This is a genomic window from Sphingobacterium sp. PCS056 (assembly GCF_023273895.1).
Lineage (GTDB): Bacteria > Bacteroidota > Bacteroidia > Sphingobacteriales > Sphingobacteriaceae > Sphingobacterium.
In genome coordinates this window covers 3,313,696-3,336,914 of the sequence record NZ_CP096883.1, presented here as the reverse complement: position 1 = coordinate 3,336,914, position 23,219 = coordinate 3,313,696, and the positions used below count along the sequence as shown (strand labels likewise).

The window sequence follows — 23,219 nt, the reverse complement described above, 5'->3', positions numbered from 1 at the left end:
AAGTACAAGAAGGTGCACTTGGAAAAAACCAATTAACTTCAAACCACATTGAACTATTGGTAACGCCGATTGTCAAACCAGATGCTTTAGAACAAGTCCTATTAGAGATGAATTTACTTAAGAACAAAAATTAGCAGAGAATGATTACTTAGTGATGCTATTTCATAAAAAAAACTCCATTCATAATGAATGGAGTTTTTTATTTTATTGCAAAATCTTCTTATAAAGATGCGATTGCATTATTCAATGTTTCCGAAGGACGCATTGCTTTAGTAGCTAAATCATCATTAGGGAAATAATAACCACCGATATTTTGAGCTTTACCTTGAGCAGCAATCAACTCATCATTGATCTGCTTTTCATTTTCAGCTAATGCCTTAGCTAAAGGTGCAAATTTTGCAGCTAATTCAGCATCTTTGGTTTGCGCTGCTAAAGCTTCTGCCCAATAAGCTGTTAAATAATAATGAGACCCACGGTTATCGATCTGACCCACTTTACGTGAAGGTGACTTATCATTTGCTAAGAATTTTTCTGTAGCTACATCCAATGTTTCAGCCAAGACTAATGCTTTTGCATTATTTTGAGTTTGTGACAAGTGTTCTAAAGAAGCACCTAAAGCTAAGAATTCACCTAAAGAATCCCAACGCAGGTATCCTTCGTGCAAAAATTGCTCAATATGTTTTGGAGCAGAACCCCCAGCACCAGTCTCAAATAGACCTCCACCATTCATTAAAGGGACAATAGAAAGCATCTTTGCAGATGTACCTACTTCTAAAATAGGGAATAGATCGGTTAAGTAATCACGTAATACGTTACCCGTAACAGAAATAGTGTCTAAACCTTCGCGAATGCGATCTAAAGAAAATTTAGTTGCCTCTACTGGATTCATAACAAAAATATCCAATCCATTTGTATCAAAATCACCTAAGTATTTTTCTACTTTTTTGATAATCTCTCTATCATGAGCACGGTTTTCATCTAACCAGAATACTGCTGGTGTAGCAGACAAACGAGCACGGTTAACAGCCAATTTGACCCAGTCTTGGATTGGTGCATCTTTTGTTTGACACATGCGAAAGATATCACCTGTTTCAACCGTTTGCGCCATTAAAATATTTCCTTCATTGTCTACGACACGTATCGTACCATTTGCAGTAGCTTGGAAGGTTTTATCATGAGATCCATATTCTTCTGCTTTTTGAGCCATTAAACCAACGTTAGGAACTGAACCCATAGTGGTAGGATCTAAAGCACCATGCTCTTTACAATCTTCAATCGTTGCTTCATACACGCCGGCATAACAACGGTCTGGAATGATGGCAATCGTATCCTGAGACTTTCCTTCTTTATTCCACATTTGTCCCGAAGTACGGATCATAGCTGGCATAGATGCATCAACAATAACGTCTGAAGGCACATGTAAATTTGTAATTCCTTTATCAGAGTTGACCATTGCTAAATCCGGACCATTAGCAATAGCGGCATCAATAGCTGCTTTAACTTCTGATTCCTGTGGATTGCCTACAATTTTAGCCAATACTTCACCTAAACCATTATTTTTATTAATTCCTAAAGAATTGAACAATTCACCATACTTAGCAAATACATCTTTAAAGTAAACTTCTACGATCGCACCAAAAATAATAGGATCTGAAACTTTCATCATTGTTGCTTTTAAGTGAGCAGACAACAAAACACCGTCAGCTTTGGCTGCTGCAATTGTATCTGCAACAAAACCTTTTAAAGCGGATAAGCTCATTACTGATGAATCGATTACTTCTCCTGCTTTTAATGGTGATAAACCTTTTAATTCAGAAATAGAACCATCGGTATTTACAAACTCTATTTTGAACTGTCCTTGATTTTGTACCGTAACTGATTGCTCGGTTTCATAGAAATCGCCATGAGCCATTGAAGCTACGCGAGTTTTTGAATCTGCAGACCACTCACCCATCGAATGTGGATTTGCTTTAGCATAATTCTTAACCGCCTTCGGTGCACGACGATCAGAGTTTCCTTCACGTAAAACTGGATTTACTGCAGAACCCAATACTTTGGCATACTTCGCTTTGATTTCATTTTCTTCCGCAGTTTCTGGATTGTCAGGAAAATTAGGAATTGCATAGCCTGCAGCCTGTAATTCAGCAATTGCGCCTTTTAATTGAGGAATAGAAGCTGAAATATTGGGTAACTTAATAATGTTAGCTTCTGGAGTGGTTGCCAACTGTCCTAATTCAGCTAAAGCATCAGCTACTTTCTGATCTTCGCTTAGTACATCTGAAAAGTTCGCCAAAATACGACCTGCAAGAGAAATATCTCTTAATTCAACATCGATATTAGCTGTTTTAGCGAATGCTTGTACAATAGGTAAGAATGAATAAGTCGCCAATAATGGCGCTTCATCTGTCTTGGTATAAATGATTTTAGATGACATAATTTTTTTATTGAAATCTTTTAACTTGCTTAAACAAAATTGAAATTAAAACGAACGGTTAGGTTGCTTCAAAATTCGCCTAAAGATAAGAAAATGAAATTTAAATCGCCACAAAAGGTTGAATTATGACGCTTGAAAGTAAAATATTGGCTCGACTGAATTAAATGAAAATAAGATGCCCTATATCCTACTACATGGAAAAACAGATGTGCAGACTATTTGATGATTGCTTTTATATCTTTCAATTCTAATACCTGTCTAGCTTTTTTATATGTAAAAACACTTTCCAACATCGCTTTGGCAAGTAGTTTAGTTTTAATTGGGGCATATTGTTTAAAAATGCCGACTTTATTAAGAGCGGTAATGACTTTTAAGCCGATCTTTTCACCTAAACGATCTGAATGAGGTCGCTCAATAAATCCTGGACGCAAGATAGTGAGTTGTTGAAAGCCAATGTTTTTGATTGCATCTTCTAAAGATCCTTTCATTCGATTGTAAAAGATTCGCGATTTTGCATTTACTCCGGCTGCAGATAGTAAAACGAAATGAGTAACTCCATTTTCAAAAGACATTTTCGCAAAAGCAAAAGGATAGTCATAGTCAATATGCCACTGGGCTTCTTGGCTTCCTGCATCTTTTAATGTGGTTCCTAAACAAGAAAAGGCAACATCTCCACTTACCTGATCTTGAAAAGAGAATAGCTTATCAAAGTCAACAATAATCTCTTCTAATTTATCATGATATTCAAAATAAGGACGTCGCAATAATACCCGAACTTTACTAAATCGAGGGTCCACTAATAATTGTCGAACAAGTTCTCTACCTGTCGCTCCGCTTCCACCAATAACAATTGCTACCATATGCTAAAGATAATGATTCGTGACCTATATTTTACTATGATATTAATTACTATGGAGATATATTATGGAAGATTTTCAAACGATTAAGCGCATTGATGACCTCGGGTGATCTCCGGTTCAAGTTGCTCAGATATGATTTTAAAAACATGAGATTAACACGTATGTAACAATTGGAACTTTGCTCAGTCAATCTATCCACACATGTTGACGATATAAATGATCACGCAGCCCTATCCCAATCTCCTGATTAATTTATATCGATTGAAATTTTGCTATCGGTGTACGAATACTTATGTTTGTAACTATGTCTGAAACTGAAAAAAATCCCTATCAATTGTTCAACAAAACAATTTGGTCTAATTGGAAATCTCAAGATGTAATCTGTATAAAAGTTGAAGAATTATCACAAACTAATGGAATTACATTCTTTGAACTTATTCCTGACTCTGAAATGTTAGATGCAGATACCGAAACCTTATACCCAATTGACTCAGAAGATGTTTTGGACATGTTTACGCCCGAAAAACATGTTAAATTTGTTGTACATGATATCTATATGGCCGATTTAGATGATTAACTAATGGAACCTCCAAAATTACGCTCCTTAGACAAATTTAAATTTTACATCGATTTTGTGATTACGGCTTTCTGCTTATCTGCCTGAACTATTTTTTTATAAAAGTCAACATACTCATTATATTTTTCCGGTGGATAAGTTTTATCGTTCATTTTCTGTGTTCTCTTGTAAAGAATAACACCATCCTTGAAAGTAAATGTAGCCTCATAGGTTCCAAATTCAGAGTCTATTGTAATATCTTTTGGTATAAAATCAACTTGATATCCGCTTGGTAATTCAAAATTAATTTCGTCAATGTCTTGATAAGCATATGGAACAGAAAAAAAAGTTTTCCTGTTTTCAATTTTAATTGGGACTGATTCCTTTCGGTTAACTTGATTGAGTAATAAAAATAACTTATCCCCCCCTTTGCTTAATAATGGTTTAGATTTAAATGCAATTTCTTCTTCTAATTCTGGCTTAGTTTTATCTTTCTGCTCACACTTATAATGTCCAAAAGTTTGGATGGGGATTGTACTGTATTCCAATACTTTTTTCTTTTGTTCGCTTGGTTCTAATAAAGTTGTTCTTAAATTATCTTCAAATTGAGAATTTCCATAGCGTGTATTGGTTAAGACATCAATATCATTTTCATTATGAAATGTGATTTTAGTTTTACTGATTTGATAATTATCTTCAGCCGTGTAAACTGGTGTTTTTACAAGTACTCCACCCTCTTCAGTAATTAAAAGCACCTTTCTATTTGCATTTCCATAACCAATAAATCCCATTGGATAATAGGGACTCGTACATTCTAAATAGGTTGTATCGTTTTTTAACGGTACAGCCAAGATCATGTGATTTGCTTGACCGATACTTGAATATTGCTCATTTAAACTTGGTTTTCTATTACCTATCATGACTAAATGTGACTGTATTCCAACTTCATTTAGCATCGCCTTCATAAAATTAGATAATCCTTTACAGTCACCATAATTAATTGTCGCGACCTTTTCAGCGACTACTGGCTTAAACCCTCCGATACCTAACTGCACACTGACATAACGTGTATTTTGTTGCAAATAACGATACAAAATCGCCATCTTCTCATATGGTGACTGTGCATTTTTGGTCAAATCTCGAATTTTAATTTTGAATGCATCCGGTAAATTATTTCCACCTGCATTGAGTTTATAGATCCAATGTCCAAAATTTTTCCAGGTATCAAAATTACCACTAGACCCGTCGTATTCAAATAAATTGGGCGATGCTGTGACCCAAGAAGAAACGTTATTGATCCCGACAGATAAAGGTTCTCTCGGTACAGCAACAACGTGATTACTATTCCATTTATATAGTGTTTTACCGGCAGTTGTGGTTGAATCTACTTGTAATCCCGAACGACTCAAATATTTCATTTGATAATTTTTATCTTTTTGAATCGTGTAACTGGATTTTTCTACCGACATACCAAAATCTTTAATATCGCGCCATTGTGGAAAATAAAGTAATCCTTTAAAATCTTGGCTAAAACTATACTCTATTGTATATGGATAGGTATTGCTAACAAATTTTAGCCTTTTTACTCTATTATCTTCAAAAATAGAAAAATCGGAAAGTAAACTTTGATCTTTAATGTCGGAGTTTTTATATTCCTTAATTTTATTACCAGCGGCATCATAAAGTACAGCTTTAATATTGTAGATATTTGAAAATTTATCATACACTTCTTCCATTACAGCAAAATCATCACCTGCTTTACTAAATATAGTGGCTGTAATTTTATAATCATATTTTGCAGCATTTACACCTTTTATATCTAAAAATTGCTCTTCATTTCTGATCACAATTATGGCATCTTTTTTTAAGTCATCTGGAATTTTAGCGATATCCCAAGTTGATTGTCCCTTTAAAAAAAGACTACATATCACGAACATGATACTTAATGTATATTTCATCATATTTTTTTCTTTAACACAATTTTCTCAGCTTGTTTTTCAACAATAGCTGCAAATAATTCTTTCAAATCGAAATACTCTTCTGGACTGTAGGTTGATTTATTAATGTTGACAATACTCTTAATCAATAACGCCTTTCCTTCTGTCTGATAAGATATGGTAAATGATCCTACATTCTCGGGAAGTTTAAAAATTCCTCCTTTCGGAAGTTTATCAATTTCATAATCATCTGGGATCATAATTACAACACGGCAATTTTCCATAATAGGGTGAGCAAAATCCACAGGAAAAATTCGTTCTTCATGTTTCAAAAGATTTTCCTTGGTTTGCTCATAAAGCAATGGACTAAAATAGACTAGATTTCCAGCCTCTTCTACATGATCCTCTATTTCCACATCCATAGATTCAATAAACCGCTCATCTAAACTATCGAGATTTAAAATTTTGAAATTATGGAGTTCTAGTCCATTTTTACTCTTTTTCAAGTTTTTCAAATAATCTTCTTCATTAATGGCATTTCTATAGGCATTTCTTGCTGTTAAACCAGCGTATCCATTGAAATAATTTGTTAGCGTTCCTTTAAGTTTGTTTTCCTTATCTAATGTTAACTGATAGACATGCATACTTTCATCTCCAAAGCTTGTTTCGGTACTAATCCATCCCCCACTTTTATCATTAACATTGATAAGAAATCCTTCGTGATTCAAATTTTCATAATGAATCATTCCAAATGGCATATCTTTAACTGTAGCATCAAGAAAGTAGACATTTCCTCCAATCTCTACTGCTGCTATAACATTATCAAATTTACTGATCACTGGATAACCAGGATGTTTACCATTTGAGCGCGTACTGATTAATACAGGATAAGCATTAAACTTAGCCTCTCTTAGAAAATTGATTAATGCTAGATTTAGATCGGCTGAATTACCTGTTTTTTTCTCAAATATGGCTTTAGGATTTGTTTCGGTACTATAATAATGATAGTTTTGATTCCACTTTAGGTTATCCTTAATATATTTATAAATTCTCTTTGCGTTTTTCAGAGAATCATTTTCTAAAGATAGAATAGTCTTTAAATTATTTTTTGCGTAATTACCCTTATTTAAATATCCACCGAAATTATCATCATCAAGAATAGCATGAACAATCTTCGGCCATGATCCTGTATAGTCATTAAAAAATTGACCAGGAAAATTCGTTGATCGAAGTTCAAAATCAATTGATGGTCTGTAATCATCTAAATTAGATATAAAGGGCTCATCTTTTAGTGCAGGCATGTCTTGTGCAACATAACGATCCCGAGTAGCTGAAGATTGAACATTGGTGACATAACTTGCATTGACCTTTTCATGGACAGGGTGAGCGATATCATAATAACCACTTCTATTAAATTTATAATCAAAATACTCTGGAATAGTGACTGTGTATTCGGACCATAATGTTGGTATTTCACTTTGAAAGCTCCAACCGGGCAAATTAAATATAAAATCAGATTTGATCTTATATTTATATTCAATAATAGATCCTTCTTTTACATTAGGTAGTGTAAATTTCTTAAAAACAGTATTCTTATTGACTTCTTCCGTAAATTTTGAATCTTTATCAATTTTACTCGTTGTCATGACACCATCTACCATATTATAGGTAGCTGCACTCATAAATTCTAAAACCTCTTTGGATTCACTATTGCTTTTATGAAGACCAATAGAGTAATTTGCATAATTATAACCATTTTTGTTTAAGATTTTATAACGGATGTGCCTTTCATAAACATAAACAAATGATTTAGATATAGGACTTATCTCAAAATAACAATTTCCGATATCAAATAATTTAATTGCTGATGCTGCTGAATCTATTCCTGATGCATTAATCAAAAAATCTTGTGGTAGAATTTTCCCAAATTTATATTCAAGTTTTTGATTTTTTTGTGCTTGAACACAATGAACCGTCGTGATCAATAACATCACAAGAGGTAATAATAATTTCTTATATGGCATTTTATTAAGAATTGGCTAGGCAAATATAAATAATAAAACGATATTTAAAGTTATTAAATATCGTTTTATTATTTAAGGTTTTCGTAAAAACTAGAAGAACCCATTAGCTATAGCTTAAATTCAATCCATCTGACGATTTAAATATAATGCCTATATATAAGTATATATAACCATCAAGATAAAAAAAACGAATGATTCATCTTTTTTAAATTAACCTTATATGTAATTATTATCAAACTTATCAACTACATGGACAAGCTAATCAGGAGATCTTGTACACCATTTTCGAAAACTTCAAGTTCTTCACGTTGCTGCAAAATAAAGCTATTCTCGTCTAACTTACCTACCACTATATCCCTTTCCTCATCACTATTATAGACCATATTCCGAAATGGATTGACATAATCTTTTGCTCTACTTGCAAATATTTCATTGACCATCCAAGTGCGATGTAAAATTGCTTCGTGTAACCAGCTTTTTAACGTTTCAATAGTTATTGTTTCCCAAGTTTCACCAGTTATTTCCAATATAGAAGCAAAAGCATGTGATCTTTTGGATTCTAAATAAGATTTACTCAAGTCATGATAATATTTATGGACATCTTCCCACTCATCAATTTTACCTGATTTGATTTCGGACATCAACTGTTCAATGGCATCTTTTTCGATCAATTGCCCTCCAATATTTTCCCACTCCAAACGTTGACTATCTTTCATTTTAACTTTTAATTGTTCGAAAGAATTATTCTTGAGAAATTCAATGATATGAATGGATCCATAATATTGAATAAAACGTTTAAAAAGCGAATAGGCCTGTCCGACCTTCACTAGCTCTACTTTTCGCTTTGAATGCTCAAATCCACTTACCTCAATTGATGATGGTATTTCATGACTATCACCAGTTAATCTTGCCTTACCGTCAATAAGAATTTGTTCATGAGTTACATCACTCAATCTCGCATTATGATGTGAGCCGACAGCAAATTCTATTATACGTAACGAATTAAACAATTCATTCACCGTATCAGGAGCAAGTATATCATACTCCAGATATTGATTTTTCAACAAGCGCTTATCTCTACTCTCGTATTTATTACCATTGCGGATTAGCGCATACATATTATACATAAACCAATAACCTGGAATGATGATCAATTTGTCATTTTTAACATCATTATTGATTAAAGAAAAAGGAATCTGAATATCTAATTCATGGGGGAAATCTCCTTTAACTAAAAGTGTATAGGACGCAAATCTTGAATTATGTTTTAAACTGACACATAAGCCTGGCCAAAATCCTCTTCCTGCTATAATTTCTCCATCGGCTGCTCGTGAATTATGATTTGATCCAACTGTTGCCCCTGCAGCCATATTACTTTGCCCCATAACCACAGCTGCACATAGGAAGGAATTATTGTGGTGCTGCTCATGTGCGGGAAAAATTAAAGAATTAAGCACTTCACAGCATGAAATGGTGGAATTATCTCCCAAAAATGAATTAATAAGTCTTGCACCATATTTCAATTGTGAAAAAGATGACAAAATAAAACGTACAGCTTTAACTCCGTAAAAAATACGACAACCATAACCGACAATACCATTAACCAGCTCACAACCTTCTCCTATTTGAGTAAAGGCGTCGGGAGAAGAATTAATGGTAACATTTTTCAGTTTATTAATACCCTTAATATAGGCATCGGAACCTATATTCACATTTTTTATATTCTGTGAATTTTTAATGATACATCTGTCACCAATGACACTATAGGAACCTCTTGTTTTTGAAAATCTTTTTTCTGTAATTTCTTTAAATCTATTTTGCAATTGCAAATCTTGCCTATTACGCGTCCAAAGATAAGCATCAGCTGCCTGCATACCGTCAAAGGGCAAAATAGATCTCACACCATTTTCATTGCATAATTCCAGTGCAATTCTTAGGTCTTCAGACTCTCCTTCTCTCAAAATACCATTTCCAAACTTTGCTGTACTGCTAGTCTCCATCTCACTGATGTTACTTAAAATAACATCATTTCCAATGATAAAGTGTGACATATATCGGACATGGTGGATAGCTACGGCATCACCTATATCACAACTCACGATCGTACTATTGTATATTCCTGACTCTAACTTTAAATTGCGATATTCCAAATAAATCGGCTCCATAGCACCGATACGAACTAATCCAAAGAAATTATTATGCCTAATCTGATGGGGTATAAATGGATCACAGACCAATATATGTTCCCAACTATCCGCTCTGTTGCCATTTTCGATTAAAACAACAATCTCTTCTAATGTTAAGCTTCTATAATCAGATCTCGCATTTTGCTCAAACCGCTGATGATTTTCATCCTTTCCTTTAGGAATAAAAGCTGGGGGAATGAAATCAAAACCTAGGCGAACAATATTACCTTTTTTTATTTGACTCATATTTTTTATTCAACGGTCACTGATTTCGCCAAATTTCTAGGCTTATCTACATCTTGATTTCGTTCTACTCCAATATAATAAGAAAGTAATTGTAAAGGAATCACAGACAGTATAGGTGCTACAATCTCATCGGCTTCAGGAATTTCGATATAATCTTCCGCTAATTGTTTAGACACTTCATCTCCTTCTGTAATAACAGCAATCACATGTCCTTTTCTTGCCTTTACTTCTTGGATATTGCTGACAATTTTTTCATGATAGCGATCCTTAGTTGCAACAAAAACAACAGGCAAATTTTCGTCTACCAATGCAATAGGTCCATGTTTCATTTCAGCAGCAGGATATCCCTCGGCATGGATATACGTAATCTCTTTTAATTTTAAAGCACCTTCCAAAGCTATCGGAAAATTATAGCCTCTTCCTAAGTATAGAAAATCACGAGCATCTTTATATTTGCGAGCTATTTCTCTAATCTTTGGAATTTGGCTATCTAAAATCGCTTGTACTTTATCAGGAACAGCATTTAATTCATTTAAAAGATGTGCATACTGATCGTCGTCAATAGACTTTTTGATATGTGCTATTTTAAGAGCGATTAACTCTAAAACTGTCAACTGTGCTGTAAACGCTTTGGTACTTGCAACTCCTATTTCAGGTCCCGCATGTGTATAAGCACCTGCATGAGATAATCGAGCGATAGATGATCCCACTACATTGACTACACCTAAGATAATTGCCCCTTTACTTTTTGCATTTTCCAAAGCGACTAATGTATCTGCAGTTTCACCACTTTGTGATATGGCTAAAATAACATCCCCTTCGTTAATTATTGGATTTCTATAACGAAACTCTGAAGCATACTCCACTTCAACATTGATTCTGCAAAGTTCTTCAATTAAATATTCAGCGACTAAACCAGCATGCCAGCTTGTACCACAAGAAACAATGACTATACGGTTAGCTTTACATATTTGTTCTGCATACTGTTCAATACCACTTAATGTAATCGTCAATTTATCTAAATCTAATCGACCACGCATAGAATCAAAAATAGCTTGAGGTTGTTCCATGATCTCCTTTAGCATAAAGTGATCGTATCCTCCTTTTTCAATAGCCGCTAACTCCAAATCTAATTTTTGTACATATGGTGTGACACGCTCATTTCCTATATTTTTAAGTATAAGCTCATCAGGTTTCACAATTGCCAACTCATAATCATTGATATAAACAACTTCATTGGTATATGCTAACATTGGTGAAGCGTCAGAACCAAGAAAATGCTCACCTTTTCCAATACCAATTACCAATGGGCTTCCCTTTCTTGCTGCTATAATCGTTTCAGGATGTTCAGGTTCTATCAATAAGATGACGTATGCTCCTACAACTCGCTTTAAAGCAATTCGGACAGCTTCTTCTAAGCTACATGCATTATTTTTCTTTATTTCAGCAATAAAATATAATAACACCTCAGTATCCGTATCACTTTTAAATTCGTATCCCTTACTTAACAATTCATTTTTAATGGTTTGATAATTTTCTATGATACCATTGTGAATCATGGCTATTTGGCCATCTGGAGTGTAATGTGGGTGAGCATTCTTATCCGAAGGTTCTCCATGCGTAGCCCATCTGGTATGTCCAATAGCTGTATGTGAACTCACATCATGGTCGGCTACAACGGCTTCTAAGTTTGCTACCTTTCCTGCTTTTTTAAAAACATGAAGTTTATTTTGTTGCACGATTGCTATTCCAGCACTATCGTACCCACGATATTCAAGCCTTTTAAGTCCGTCAAGAACGATTGAAAATGCTTGACGAGGACCTGTATAACCAACTATTCCACACATAATTTATTATTTAAGTTAATATTAAAATGATTGGTTCAAAATTAGCATTATTTTTCATGCAATCGATTGTTTCAAATAATTTTATGAAAATTTAACATTAATGGAATGTGAATAATATTAAAATGGAAAGGCCCTGCATGCAGGGCCTTTCCATTTTAATGAAAGTTATTTATAACTAGTGCTTCGTAGACATTTCATCTACATAATCGTCACTAGGAATGTAATCAGCGACCATCTCTGCTTCATAATCTATTTTCTCATGGTTTCCTAATCTTCTTTGAATTCCATCAAAAATTGAATACACCACTGGCACGATAATCAACGTTAAAAATAATGATGATAATAATCCACCGATAATGACAATGGCAATACCCCGGTTCATATCAGCACCGTCTCCTTGTGCCATAGCAATAGGAACCATACCGATAACCATCGCAATTGTCGTCATTAATATCGGACGTAAACGAGCATGATTTGCCGCAATTAGTGATTCATAGGTTGTAAACCCTGCATCTTTTTTATGATTGGCAAAATCAACCAACATGATGGCATTTTTAGCTACTAGACCGATTAACATAATAATACCTAAAATCGTAAAGATATTTAAAGTCTGATTTGTCAATGCTAACAATAAGAATGCTCCAATGAATGATAATGGAATCGAGAATAAGACAATAAATGGTGTTGCAAAACTATCATATAAGGCTACCATAACAAAGTACACTAAGATAATAGATGCTAATAATGCTATTCCTAAAGTACCAAATCCTTCTTGTTGATTCTCCATGTTACCTCCCCACTTGAAAGATACACCCGGTTTCAATTTTAGTTTTTTAAATTCAGTTTCCCACTCTGTTGCAATAGTACCAGCGGGCTTTCCTACTACTTGAGCTTGAACAGAAACAGAAGGTGACTTATCTCGACGTTCTAATAAAGTCGGTCCTGAACCATATTCGATATCGGCAAACTGCTCTAATGTGATTGATTCTCCTTTAGCATTTATAAACTTCAAGTTTTTAACATTGTCCATACTCGTTCTACCCGATTCATCATAACGAATGTTAATATCATACTCGGTATCGCCAGCACGGTATTTTGTATCCGTATTACCCGAAAATGCCGTTTGCATAGTTGCACCCACAGTAGCAACATTTAATCCTAAAGCATTCATTTTATCACGGTTCAACTGCACATTAATTTCTGGATTACCATCTTCGGAAGTCAACTTCACTTCTGTCGCTCCAGAGACATTGCGTAACAATGCAGCAGCTTTATCAGCAAATTCTAAAGCGTCTTTTTGCGATGAGGCTATAACTGTTAAGTTTAATGGGGCTTGCTCAGCTCCCATGATACCGATAGAAACTGTTTTCACTTTGGCACCAACGAGATGATTTTCCATTTCTCTCTTTAATTTCGCGGCATACACTTTTGTAGGCTCCAATTTATTATGACCATCCTTCAAATAGATTTGCATTTCAGACTTATATTTTGTTCCAGATGTACCTGCCATCATACCATCGGAGGCCTGCCCTACTGTAGTAATCACACGTTCAATTTCTGGTCTTCCAGCTAAGTATGATTCTGCCTTTTGAGTCATAAAATTTGTCTGTTCGACCGAAGCATCTTTATTAAGCTCCAGCTGCAGATAAAATTCTCCCTTATCATTACCTGGAAAGAAATCAGTTCCGATATAACCCATCACCAATAAACTAATTGATGCGGCAAACATAACAATCGTCACAACGAGCGTAACAACTTTATTCCATCTATTTTTTAACGACCACTCTAAAATTCCAGAAATCCAATGGGTCAATTTCTGTAAGCCTGCTTCAAATTTTTCTAAAATTCGACCAAAGAAAGTCGCGTTACTGATATGTGATAATTTTCCGAAACGCGAATACAACCAAGGTACCACTGTAAAGGATACCAATAATGATATTAAGGTCGCAAATATAACGGTTACACAAAACTGGCGAAGAATATCGGATACTAAACCCGATGATAGCGCGATTGGTAAAAATACAACTACAATAACCAATGTAATTGCGGTTACAGTAAAGCCAATCTCTGCGGCTCCATCATATGCGGCACGGATTTTACTTTTGCCCATCTGCATATGACGGTGAATATTTTCAATAACAACAATCGCATCATCCACCAAAATACCTACTACTAATGACAAGCCTAATAAAGACATTAAATTAAGGGTATATCCCATCACATAAAGTCCAATAAAAGTAGCAATCAAGGAAAGAGGAATGGCCACAACAGCGATAAAGGCATCACGTAAACTATGTAAGAAAAATAACATGATAAAACCTACTAATGCCACAGCAATCATTAAATCGTGCATGACATTACTTGCTGCATTAATCGTATATTCTGTTGAATCACTCGCTACGTCAATTTTAATATTTTGTTCCTTATAGTCTTTTTCAATAACGCCAAGAGTCTCTCTAACAAGTTTAGATACCGCAACGGCATTGGCGTCAGATTGTTTAAAGACTTGCATCAAAATTGTGTTCTTTTGATCGATACGGGCTATTTTCTCAATATCTTTTATACCATCTTGCACATCAGCGACATCACTCAAACGAATTGATACACCAGAAGGAGTTGTTATCGGAAGATTGCGCATTTGATCTAAGGATGTAAATTTACCTGAGAGGCGTATGGTTGTCTGATTGTCTCTAGACTTGATACTACCAGTTGGGAAATCTAAATTAGAAGATGCTATGATTTTTTGAACATCACTTATTGTCAATCCATATCCTTCTAATTTTTCAGGATTTGCACTTACTTGAATTTCACGTTCTTCTCCCCCTGTTAGATCTACTTTTGCAACACCTAAAATGCGGGCAAAAACAGGTTGAATTTTTTGATCTAATAGATCATACAATTCTTTTTCTGAAAGACTGGATGTTACGGAAAGGTTCATAATCGCCACATCGTCTAGAGAGAACTTACTCAAAGATGGAGTTTTTGCATCTTCGGGTAAATCGTTAATAACCGCATTAATCTTACGTTGCGCATCAGTCAAAAGAAAATTGACATCTGCCCCAGTGTTTAAAGTAATCATCACGACAGAAACGCTTTCCATCGATTTTGTTTCGATCTTTTTCACATTTTCCAAAGATGATACCGCATCTTCTATTACTTTTGACACAGAAGTTTCCACTTCTGATGGTGCAGCACCTGGATAAACGGTCTGTACTGTGATCACATTCACATCAAATTTAGGAACTAATTCGTACCCTAAATTCAAATACGATCCGATACCACCAATAGTCAATAATAAGAATATGACTATGATAATACTCGGCCGCTTTATAGATATTTCAGAAATTTTCATTTAAAACTTGCGTTAATTATTTAATGATTTCTACAGCAGTACCATCCAATAAATTGATCTGTCCTGTCGTAATGACTTGCGCACCACTTTCAATACCTGAAATGATTTCGACTTGATCTCCAAATACTCTTCCCGAAGTCACTTTAGTTAAAACAGCTTTACCATCTTTGACCACAAAAACTTGATTTGAACTCACACTACCGACGAAAGCATCTCTTGGAACAACTAAAGCATTAGCGGTTTGTTCATCTCCAAAATATGCAGTACCGTACATACCCGCTTTTAAATCATTTGCCGCATTATTATTAATTTCCAGCTCTACAGGGAAATTTAGGCTTCCGTCTGCCTTAGGGGCAATAAATGTAACTTTACCCTGAAATGTTTTATTGGATAAAACCGCAGACTCTACCTTTATACTTTGTCCTAATTTCACAAACCCGATGTTTTTCTCATCTACATTTACCTTCAATTTCAAAGAAGATACATTGACAATTTCAAACATTTCATTTCCTGGGCTTACATATGAACCAGGTTCTATACTTCTTTTATTGACGATACCCGCAAAAGAAGCTTTTACGTTAACATCAGAGGCTGTGATCTGTGAAGATCGCAAATTGTTTTTTGCATTTTCAAGTTGCAATTTCATTTGATCTAACTGTTGTTTCGTAACACCGCCAGTAGCATATGCGCTTTCAAATCGAGCCACTTCATTCTTTGCATTTTCATATACTGCTTTTGCATTGCTAACACTTACATTTTGTTTATCTCCGACGATAACTGCTAACGTTTGTCCAACTTTAACGTAAGCCCCCTCATCTACAAGTACACGAGCAACTCGTCCTGCAACTTCTGAAGAAAGTTTCACCTCTTGCTTGGGAAGAAAAGTACCGTTCGTTACATATACCGTATTAACATCTTTAAAACCAGCCTCAGCAACACGAACAGCAACAGCCGCATTCTTTTTTGCTACAACAGCCGTTTGTGATTCATTTTCTTTTTTATTCTTTTTCAACACGTACATAATACCTGCTAATGCAGCAATAATTATGACTCCCGTTATTAATATCTTTTTCATATATATTGGTTACTATTTGCTATTTAATAATGTGTTTAATTCCCCTTTTGCTTTAACAAGCTGTATCTCTGCGACTTTATAGTTTAACAATGAAGTACTTAGATTATTCTGTGCATCAGCATAAGCATTCTCTGCATCCAATAAATCTGTAAGTGTTGCTAGTCCATTTTTGTAGTTGTTTTGAGTGTTATCCAAAACTTCTTTTGCCAGTTTTACGTTTGCACGATTACTATTTATTGTTAGTAGACTATTAGTAATTTGCGATCTCGCATTTTCATTCGCTAAGCTCAAAGCTAACTTAGTATCCTCTAAATCCACTTGAGCTTGTTTCAATTGAATAGTAGCTTGATTAATTTTAGCCTTAGTTTCTCCACCGTTAAATATTGGAATTGACAAATTTAATCCCAAACCTGAAAAACCAGACCATTTGACTCCTTCATTTTTTGAAAATATTGGAAAAGTCTGTCCCATTCCTAAATATCCTAAATTACCCGAAAATGAAAGATTGGGATAATATGCAGCTTTCATGGCATCACGATTTAGTTCTAGAAGTTGATTCTGCTTTTCCAATAAACGTACTTCTGTTCTTGATGATAAATTTGAAGCAGCCAAATCTGCTGTTGCAGGATTGATCTCAAATGTTTCATTGGGAAGTTTAACATCTTGCTCCATTGGCATACCAATAGCAAACTTTAAGGCATTTTCTTTCAATTCTAAAGCATTGACCAAAATTTGGCGATTTGCTTTTAAATTGTTGACAGCGACACTAGTTCGATCTAAATCAATCTTCTTTCCTAACCCGGCTTCCACTAAACCAGCGATTACATCCCTTGTTTTGATCGTACTGTTTAGATTATTATCCACTGTTTGAAGCTGCAGTTGGGATTGAAAAACATCATAATAAGCATTTGCAACTTTTTCGATCAACTGTTCATCCGATAAATCTTTATTAATGACATAAAATTCTTTAGTAGTCTTAGCCGCTTTTAACCCCGTAAATAAAGATTGATTAAATAATTGTTGGTTTACCTGAAGAGTTGCATTTGACTGCCATTTTTGCCCCATAGCTACTAATACAGTTTCACCAGGTTTACCAATGATTTCACCAGGCAATGCAACCTTTTGTAGCATAGGATTGTATGTTAACGTTCCAGCACCAGTGATCTGCGGTAAAGCGCCTGCTCGAACTTCATCAATCTTATACTGGGCATTTTCCAAATCAAGTGTCGATTTTTTTGCTTCCGCTTTGTTTTCAAGCGCATATTTAAGTGCCTGATTCAGCGTTAAAATTTCTTGCGCATGCAAGAAATTAACTGAAAACAAAGCTGCTAATAGCACCCCTACTATTCTTATCTTTTTCATTTTTTATAATTGTTCGAAATCTTATTTAACTTTTAAACCATTGAATATTAACAAAGTTGCCTCTTTTTGTTTTTGCAGAACATCACCAACATTACATTGTGTTGGAATACCAGTAAATACATCGCACAGTATACCCACTAGCCCAATACTCTTCATAATGTATACATATATTTCACTTGCCTTATTTACATCTTCAACTGCTAATTCCTTATTATCCACTCCTTTTTGAAATAATTTAGCTACTTGGACAATTTCTTTTTCATGAATTTCACGCATCAAAGTTTGTAATGAAGCGCCTTTTATCCATTCCATATTTTCATTCATATGCAACATGTAATGCTGCTCAATGAAAGATGATTTTAATTCCAATAGGGCTAAAACAAGATCAATAATTGATGAAGTAGACTTCTCAATCAATTCTTGCTCCAATTTTCTGAAATCATCTGTAACAGCTAGTATAACATCATGAATCAAAGCCGTTTTTTCGGGGTAATAATAATAAAGATTTGCTTTTGTAATCTTGACATCCTCTGCTATCTCATTCATAGTGGTTTTTGAAAAACCATAGTGCGCAAATCTTCGTATAGCCGCGGCAATAATCAGGTCTTTTTTATTATCAGTGTTTGACGACATATTCGATTCTAAACTTTTGACTTTATATAAAATTTGGTCAAATATACAAAAAGGTGAAATTTTTTGCAATTAATTTGTCAGTACATCGTCAATTTTATAAAATAAAAAAAGTGTACACCTTATGACATACACTTTCCGTTATTTAAATTTTCCAAATTAGAATGTAATACTATTTTGGAATTGCTTTAAAAATTTACGTTTATCTAATTTATAAAGTCTAGCAGCACGATAAGCAACTCCTTTTTGGACTTCATCTAATTCCTTTAGAAAACCATAATTAATCATCTTTTTTCTAAAATTTCTTTTATCCAATTCCCTCCCTAAAATACTTTCATAGACTAATTGTAACTGAGTTAGGGTAAATTTATCTGGCAAAAGTTCAAAAGCAATAGGTGTATTCGCGATTCGCCGACGTAACTTTTCAACACTTTGCTTTAAAATAGTGCTATGATCAAATGCAAGATCAGGCACTTTGTTTAATGGAAACCACTTTGCCTGTCTCATATACGAGGTCACGGGCTTTAACTTAATTTTTGTCTTATCAAGTTGGAGGAGAGCATAGTAAGCTACGGTTAATATCCTTCCTTGCGGGTGTCTTTTTAGACCTGCGAAGGCATATAATTGATCCAAAAACACATCCTTAAGGCCGGTGTTTTCATACAGTATTCGCTTCACGGCATCTTCCATTTCCTCATCATTATTAACAAAAAATCCAGGAAGCGCCCACCAATCCTTAAAAGGATATTCATTTCTCTCTGTTAGTAAAACATGAAGTTCCCCTTCATAAAAACCAAAAATGACACAATCGACTGTAAATGTAGTATACAAAACTTTTCTAATTTATTATATTTACTTAAACCAATGAGTTGAATATGTAGCTTATGCCATAAAGTTAATAATATTACCTCAATTTTATCAAAACAAAAAAATAAAAAATAATTTCAATAGTGTAAAAAATACACTATATTCGTAAAACCTAAAATTTTTGACAGTGGTGAATATTAAAAGAATCGGAGTTTTTACATCAGGCGGAGACGCTCCAGGCATGAATGCTTGCATTCGAGCAGTAGTCCGCACAGCATTATACGAAAAATTAAGTGTTACTGGAATATACCAAGGATATCAAGGTATGTTAGACAGTAATTTTACAGAAATGACATCCCGCTCCGTAAGTAATATCATTCAATTAGGAGGCACGATCTTGAAAACAGCAAGATGTCTAGAATTCAAAACCAAAGAAGGAAGAGCAAAAGCATATGAAAATATCAAAGCTGCAGGTATTGATGCTCTAGTAGCTATTGGTGGCGATGGTACTTTTACAGGTGCTGAATATTTCTCAAAAGAATATGATATCCCCGTGATTGGTATACCGGGAACGATCGATAATGATCTATATGGGTCTGATTTTACACTAGGCTATGATACGGCTACCAACACAGTAATTGAAGCGATCGATAAGATTAGAGATACAGCTGCTTCTCATGAAAGGTTATTCTTCATCGAAGTAATGGGGCGCGATTCAGGTTGTATAGCTTTGAATGCTGGCATAGCAGGTGGTGCAGAAGCAATCTTACTACCTGAAAAAGAAACTGCCATTGATGAATTAATTGATCATTTATCTGCTGCTGATGGACGCGGCAAAAAATCTTCCTCCATTGTGATTGTTGCAGAAGGTGATCATAATGGTGGTGCATACAACGTTGCGAAAAAAGTCAAAGAAAAATTTGATTATTATGACACAAAAGTTAGTATCTTAGGGCACTTGCAACGCGGTGGTTCTCCTTCAAGTTTTGATCGGGTATTGGCTAGCCGTTTAGGTTTTGCTGCTGTAAAAGAGTTATTGAAAGGAAACAATCGCATTACAGTTGGTGTCAGGGGAAACGAAATCGTTACCACACCTTTAGAAGAAGCTATTAATAATAAAGAATACAAATTAAGTGCTGATATGCTAGAACTTGTTCAAGTATTGGCTATCTAGACTAAAGAAACGAATTCAGATGATTGCAGTAGTCTACAGTGGTTCAAAATTTGCAGATTGGAGGTTAGCCGACAAAGGTCGGGTGATCACTGGTTTTCGGACTAGTGGTATTAACCCCTATTTACAGGATGAAAGATATATTGCACAGCTTCTAAATAAGAATACCAATCTGATTAATAATGCTGAAAAAATTAAACGTATCTATTTTTTTGGCGCAGGGTCATCTTCTCCTGAACGTAAAAATAAAATCAAGGCTGTATTCGAAAAATTCTTTATCAATGCTAAAGTAAAAGTTGAACATGATGTGATCGCATCGGCAATTTCAACTTTTGGTGATGAAAAAGGAATCATTGGCATTATTGGAAGTGGTTCAAATGCTGCTTTCTACACGGGAAAAAAAGTAATCCCTAATAACTACGGTCTGGGTTATATTTTAGCTGATGAAGGATCGACAAATTGGACTTCCAGGTTATTACTTAAACACTATTTAACAGATACCCTTCCTCAGGATTTACAAGACAAACTGTTGAATAAATTTGCCATTGATAGAAAAATAATTTTAGAGAAGGTGTACAATTCTCCACAACCGACTATTTTTCTTAATTCATTCTCCGACTTTGTTTTAGAAAATAAAAATCATCCTTTCATCATTCAGATTGTGAAAAATGGATTTCGCTTATTTCTGAAAACTTTCATCAAGCCGCTATATAAAGAACATCCTGATAATGACATCAATTTTACAGGCTCTGTAGCTGCAAATTTTGAAGACCTTTTAAAAGAGGTTGCAACAGAAGAATTTAATATATCAATAGGAACAATTATTAAAGAACCTATTCATAATCTTATCAAGTATTATATCAATAAAAATTAATAATATGAAAATTGGAATTAACGGATTTGGCCGTATTGGTCGTTTAGCATTCAGAGCTGCGGTAAATCGTCCAGATGTTGAAGTTGTTGGTATCAATGACTTAGTCGAGCCAGATTATATGGCGTATATGTTGAAATACGATTCAACACATGGTAAATTTGATGGTACTGTAGAAGTTGTTAACGGAAACTTAGTTGTTAACGGAAAAACAATTCGTGTTACTGCAGAAAAAGATCCAGCAAACTTAAAGTGGAATGAAGTTGGTGCAGAAGTTATTATCGAATCAACTGGTTTCTTCTTAACACAAGAATTAGCTCAAAAACACATTGATGCTGGTGCTAAAAAAGTAGTTATGTCAGCTCCTGCAAAAGATGATACACCTACTTTTGTAATGGGCGTTAACCATAAAGAATTAAAAGCAGACCAACACATCGTTTCTAATGCTTCTTGTACTACAAACTGTTTAGCACCAGTTGCTAAAGTGTTAAATGACAAATTTGGAATTGTAGAAGGTCTAATGACAACTGTACATGCTGTAACTGCAACTCAAAAAACAGTTGACGGTCCATCAGCAAAAGACTGGAGAGGTGGACGTGGTGCTTACCAAAACATCATCCCTTCATCTACAGGTGCTGCTAAAGCAGTAGGTTTGGTTTTACCTGAATTAAAAGGTAAATTAACAGGTATGTCTTTACGTGTTCCTACTGCAGACGTTTCTGTTGTTGATTTAACAGTACGTTTAGAAAAAGCTGCCTCTTATGAAGATATTAAAGCTGCTATGAAAGAAGCTTCAGAAGGTGAATTAAAAGGTATCTTAGGTTATACTGAAGATGAAGTTGTTTCATCTGACTTCTTAGGTGATGCACGTACATCTATCTTTGATGCTAAAGCTGGAATTTCATTGAATGATCACTTTGTGAAAGTTGTATCTTGGTATGACAATGAGTGGGGTTATTCAAACAAAATTGTTGACTTGGTTCAAGAAGTAGGTAAATTAGGTTAATCCTGAATAACACAATAGAAAAGGGCTTTTAATAATTATTAAAAGCCCTTTGTTATTATTTTCTTATTTTTCGGCTATAATTGATCGATCAAGATGGACATAACCACCATCTACATGTATCAATTGCCCTGTCGTATGACTTGATTTATCAGACAAAAGAAATAATGCAGTATGCGCAATTTCTTCTGCGGTAGTCATTCTGTGCTCCAAAGGTATACGATCAGTAATTTTCTTTAAAGTCTCTACAGGATTGTCTAACGTTTGTATCCATGTATCATATTGTGGTGTAGCACATTCTGCAACCACTACGGCATTGACACGAATTTGATATGGAAGCAGTTCGACTGCCCATTCTCGCGTTAATGCATTCCGACCTCCATTAGAAGCGGCATATGCAGATGTATTTCCTTGACCTGTCTCAGCAGTCTTTGAAGTAATATTGACAATACTTCCTTTAGATACGATCAAAGCATCCAAAGCATGATGAGCCATTAAATAATAATGAATAAGATTTTTATGTAAAGAGGAAACAAATTTCTCGTAATTTCCAGATGCCAAACCTACCCCATCATTCACACCTGCATTATTGACCAAACCATCAATGCGGCCAAAACGATTAAGTGTTTCTGCAACTGCAATTTCACAATCTTTTGGATCAGAGAGTTCAGCTTGCACCGCATATGCCTGCTGACCAAGAGCCTCTACTTCTTGTTTAACCAGATTATTGTCCACTTGTCGACGGCCAACAATCACAGGGATAGCACCTTCTTGAGCTAGACCCAAAACAATTGCCTTACCAATCCCCTTTGCTCCTCCTGTAACTATGATAACTTTATCTTTTAGATTTAGATTCAT

General features: G+C 34.7%; 16 protein-coding genes. 4 read left to right on the top strand and 12 right to left on the bottom strand.

Features of this window, described 5'->3' with window-relative positions:
* Window positions 1-220: 220 nt before the first annotated feature.
* Together MUB18_RS13830 and MUB18_RS13825 are read right to left on the bottom strand one after the other, a co-directional pair.
* Window positions 221-2,434 carry an NADP-dependent isocitrate dehydrogenase gene (locus tag MUB18_RS13830; protein WP_248753476.1) on the bottom strand — a complete coding sequence of 738 codons (2,214 nt, stop codon included), beginning with the start codon at window positions 2,432-2,434 and terminating at the stop codon, window positions 221-223.
* A 215-nt stretch (window positions 2,435-2,649) separates the two neighbouring features.
* Complete coding sequence (locus MUB18_RS13825; protein ID WP_248753475.1) at window positions 2,650-3,294, bottom strand: NAD(P)H-binding protein; 645 nt, start codon at window positions 3,292-3,294, stop codon at window positions 2,650-2,652.
* Window positions 3,295-3,598: 304 nt separating this feature from the next.
* On the opposite strand from MUB18_RS13825, the gene MUB18_RS13820 reads away from it, so the two are divergent.
* Window positions 3,599-3,871 carry a hypothetical protein gene (locus MUB18_RS13820; protein WP_045754652.1) on the top strand — a complete coding sequence of 91 codons (273 nt, stop codon included), beginning with the start codon at window positions 3,599-3,601 and terminating at the stop codon, window positions 3,869-3,871.
* Between the two features lie 44 nt (window positions 3,872-3,915).
* On the opposite strand, the gene MUB18_RS13815 is transcribed toward MUB18_RS13820, so the two are convergent.
* The 9 genes from MUB18_RS13815 to MUB18_RS13775 form a co-directional block, all read right to left on the bottom strand.
* Window positions 3,916-5,811, bottom strand: a complete 1,896-nt coding sequence (locus tag MUB18_RS13815; protein ID WP_248753474.1) for a DUF3857 domain-containing protein — start codon at window positions 5,809-5,811, stop codon at window positions 3,916-3,918.
* Window positions 5,808-7,811: a DUF3858 domain-containing protein gene (locus MUB18_RS13810; RefSeq protein WP_248753473.1), complete on the bottom strand. Its 2,004-nt coding sequence runs from the start codon at window positions 7,809-7,811 to the stop codon at window positions 5,808-5,810. Before MUB18_RS13810 ends, MUB18_RS13815 begins: the two co-directional genes overlap by 4 nt.
* Window positions 7,812-8,056: 245 nt before the next feature.
* A complete protein-coding gene (locus MUB18_RS13805) occupies window positions 8,057-10,243 on the bottom strand; it encodes a DUF4954 family protein (protein ID WP_248753472.1) in 2,187 nt (728 codons plus the stop codon).
* A 5-nt stretch (window positions 10,244-10,248) separates the two neighbouring features.
* Window positions 10,249-12,090: a glutamine--fructose-6-phosphate transaminase (isomerizing) gene (gene glmS / locus MUB18_RS13800; RefSeq protein ID WP_248753471.1), complete on the bottom strand. Its 1,842-nt coding sequence runs from the start codon at window positions 12,088-12,090 to the stop codon at window positions 10,249-10,251.
* Between the two features lie 175 nt (window positions 12,091-12,265).
* A complete protein-coding gene (locus MUB18_RS13795; protein ID WP_248753470.1) occupies window positions 12,266-15,442 on the bottom strand; it encodes an efflux RND transporter permease subunit in 3,177 nt (1,058 codons plus the stop codon).
* A 16-nt stretch (window positions 15,443-15,458) separates the two neighbouring features.
* Complete coding sequence (locus tag MUB18_RS13790) at window positions 15,459-16,517, bottom strand: efflux RND transporter periplasmic adaptor subunit (protein WP_248753469.1); 1,059 nt, start codon at window positions 16,515-16,517, stop codon at window positions 15,459-15,461.
* Window positions 16,518-16,529: 12 nt separating this feature from the next.
* Complete coding sequence (locus MUB18_RS13785) at window positions 16,530-17,879, bottom strand: TolC family protein (protein ID WP_248753468.1); 1,350 nt, start codon at window positions 17,877-17,879, stop codon at window positions 16,530-16,532.
* Window positions 17,880-17,900: 21 nt separating this feature from the next.
* Window positions 17,901-18,512 carry a TetR/AcrR family transcriptional regulator gene (locus MUB18_RS13780; protein WP_248753467.1) on the bottom strand — a complete coding sequence of 204 codons (612 nt, stop codon included), beginning with the start codon at window positions 18,510-18,512 and terminating at the stop codon, window positions 17,901-17,903.
* A 156-nt stretch (window positions 18,513-18,668) separates the two neighbouring features.
* Window positions 18,669-19,340 carry an NUDIX hydrolase gene (locus tag MUB18_RS13775; RefSeq protein WP_084405366.1) on the bottom strand — a complete coding sequence of 224 codons (672 nt, stop codon included), beginning with the start codon at window positions 19,338-19,340 and terminating at the stop codon, window positions 18,669-18,671.
* Window positions 19,341-19,503: 163 nt separating this feature from the next.
* Here MUB18_RS13775 and pfkA point away from each other — a divergent pair, with 163 nt between their 5' ends.
* Genes pfkA through gap form a run of 3 tightly spaced genes read left to right on the top strand, consistent with a single transcriptional unit; the run spans window position 19,504 to window position 22,364 of the window.
* A complete protein-coding gene (gene pfkA, locus MUB18_RS13770; RefSeq protein ID WP_084405365.1) occupies window positions 19,504-20,490 on the top strand; it encodes a 6-phosphofructokinase in 987 nt (328 codons plus the stop codon).
* A 19-nt stretch (window positions 20,491-20,509) separates the two neighbouring features.
* Window positions 20,510-21,361 (top strand): hypothetical protein, encoded by an 852-nt coding sequence (locus MUB18_RS13765; protein WP_045754642.1) that lies wholly within the window; start codon window positions 20,510-20,512, stop codon window positions 21,359-21,361.
* 4 nt (window positions 21,362-21,365) lie between these two features.
* Window positions 21,366-22,364 (top strand): type I glyceraldehyde-3-phosphate dehydrogenase, encoded by a 999-nt coding sequence (gene gap / locus MUB18_RS13760; RefSeq protein WP_045754641.1) that lies wholly within the window; start codon window positions 21,366-21,368, stop codon window positions 22,362-22,364.
* Window positions 22,365-22,427: 63 nt separating this feature from the next.
* Here gap and MUB18_RS13755 read toward each other — a convergent pair whose 3' ends face one another.
* Complete coding sequence (locus tag MUB18_RS13755) at window positions 22,428-23,219, bottom strand: SDR family oxidoreductase (protein WP_045754582.1); 792 nt, start codon at window positions 23,217-23,219, stop codon at window positions 22,428-22,430.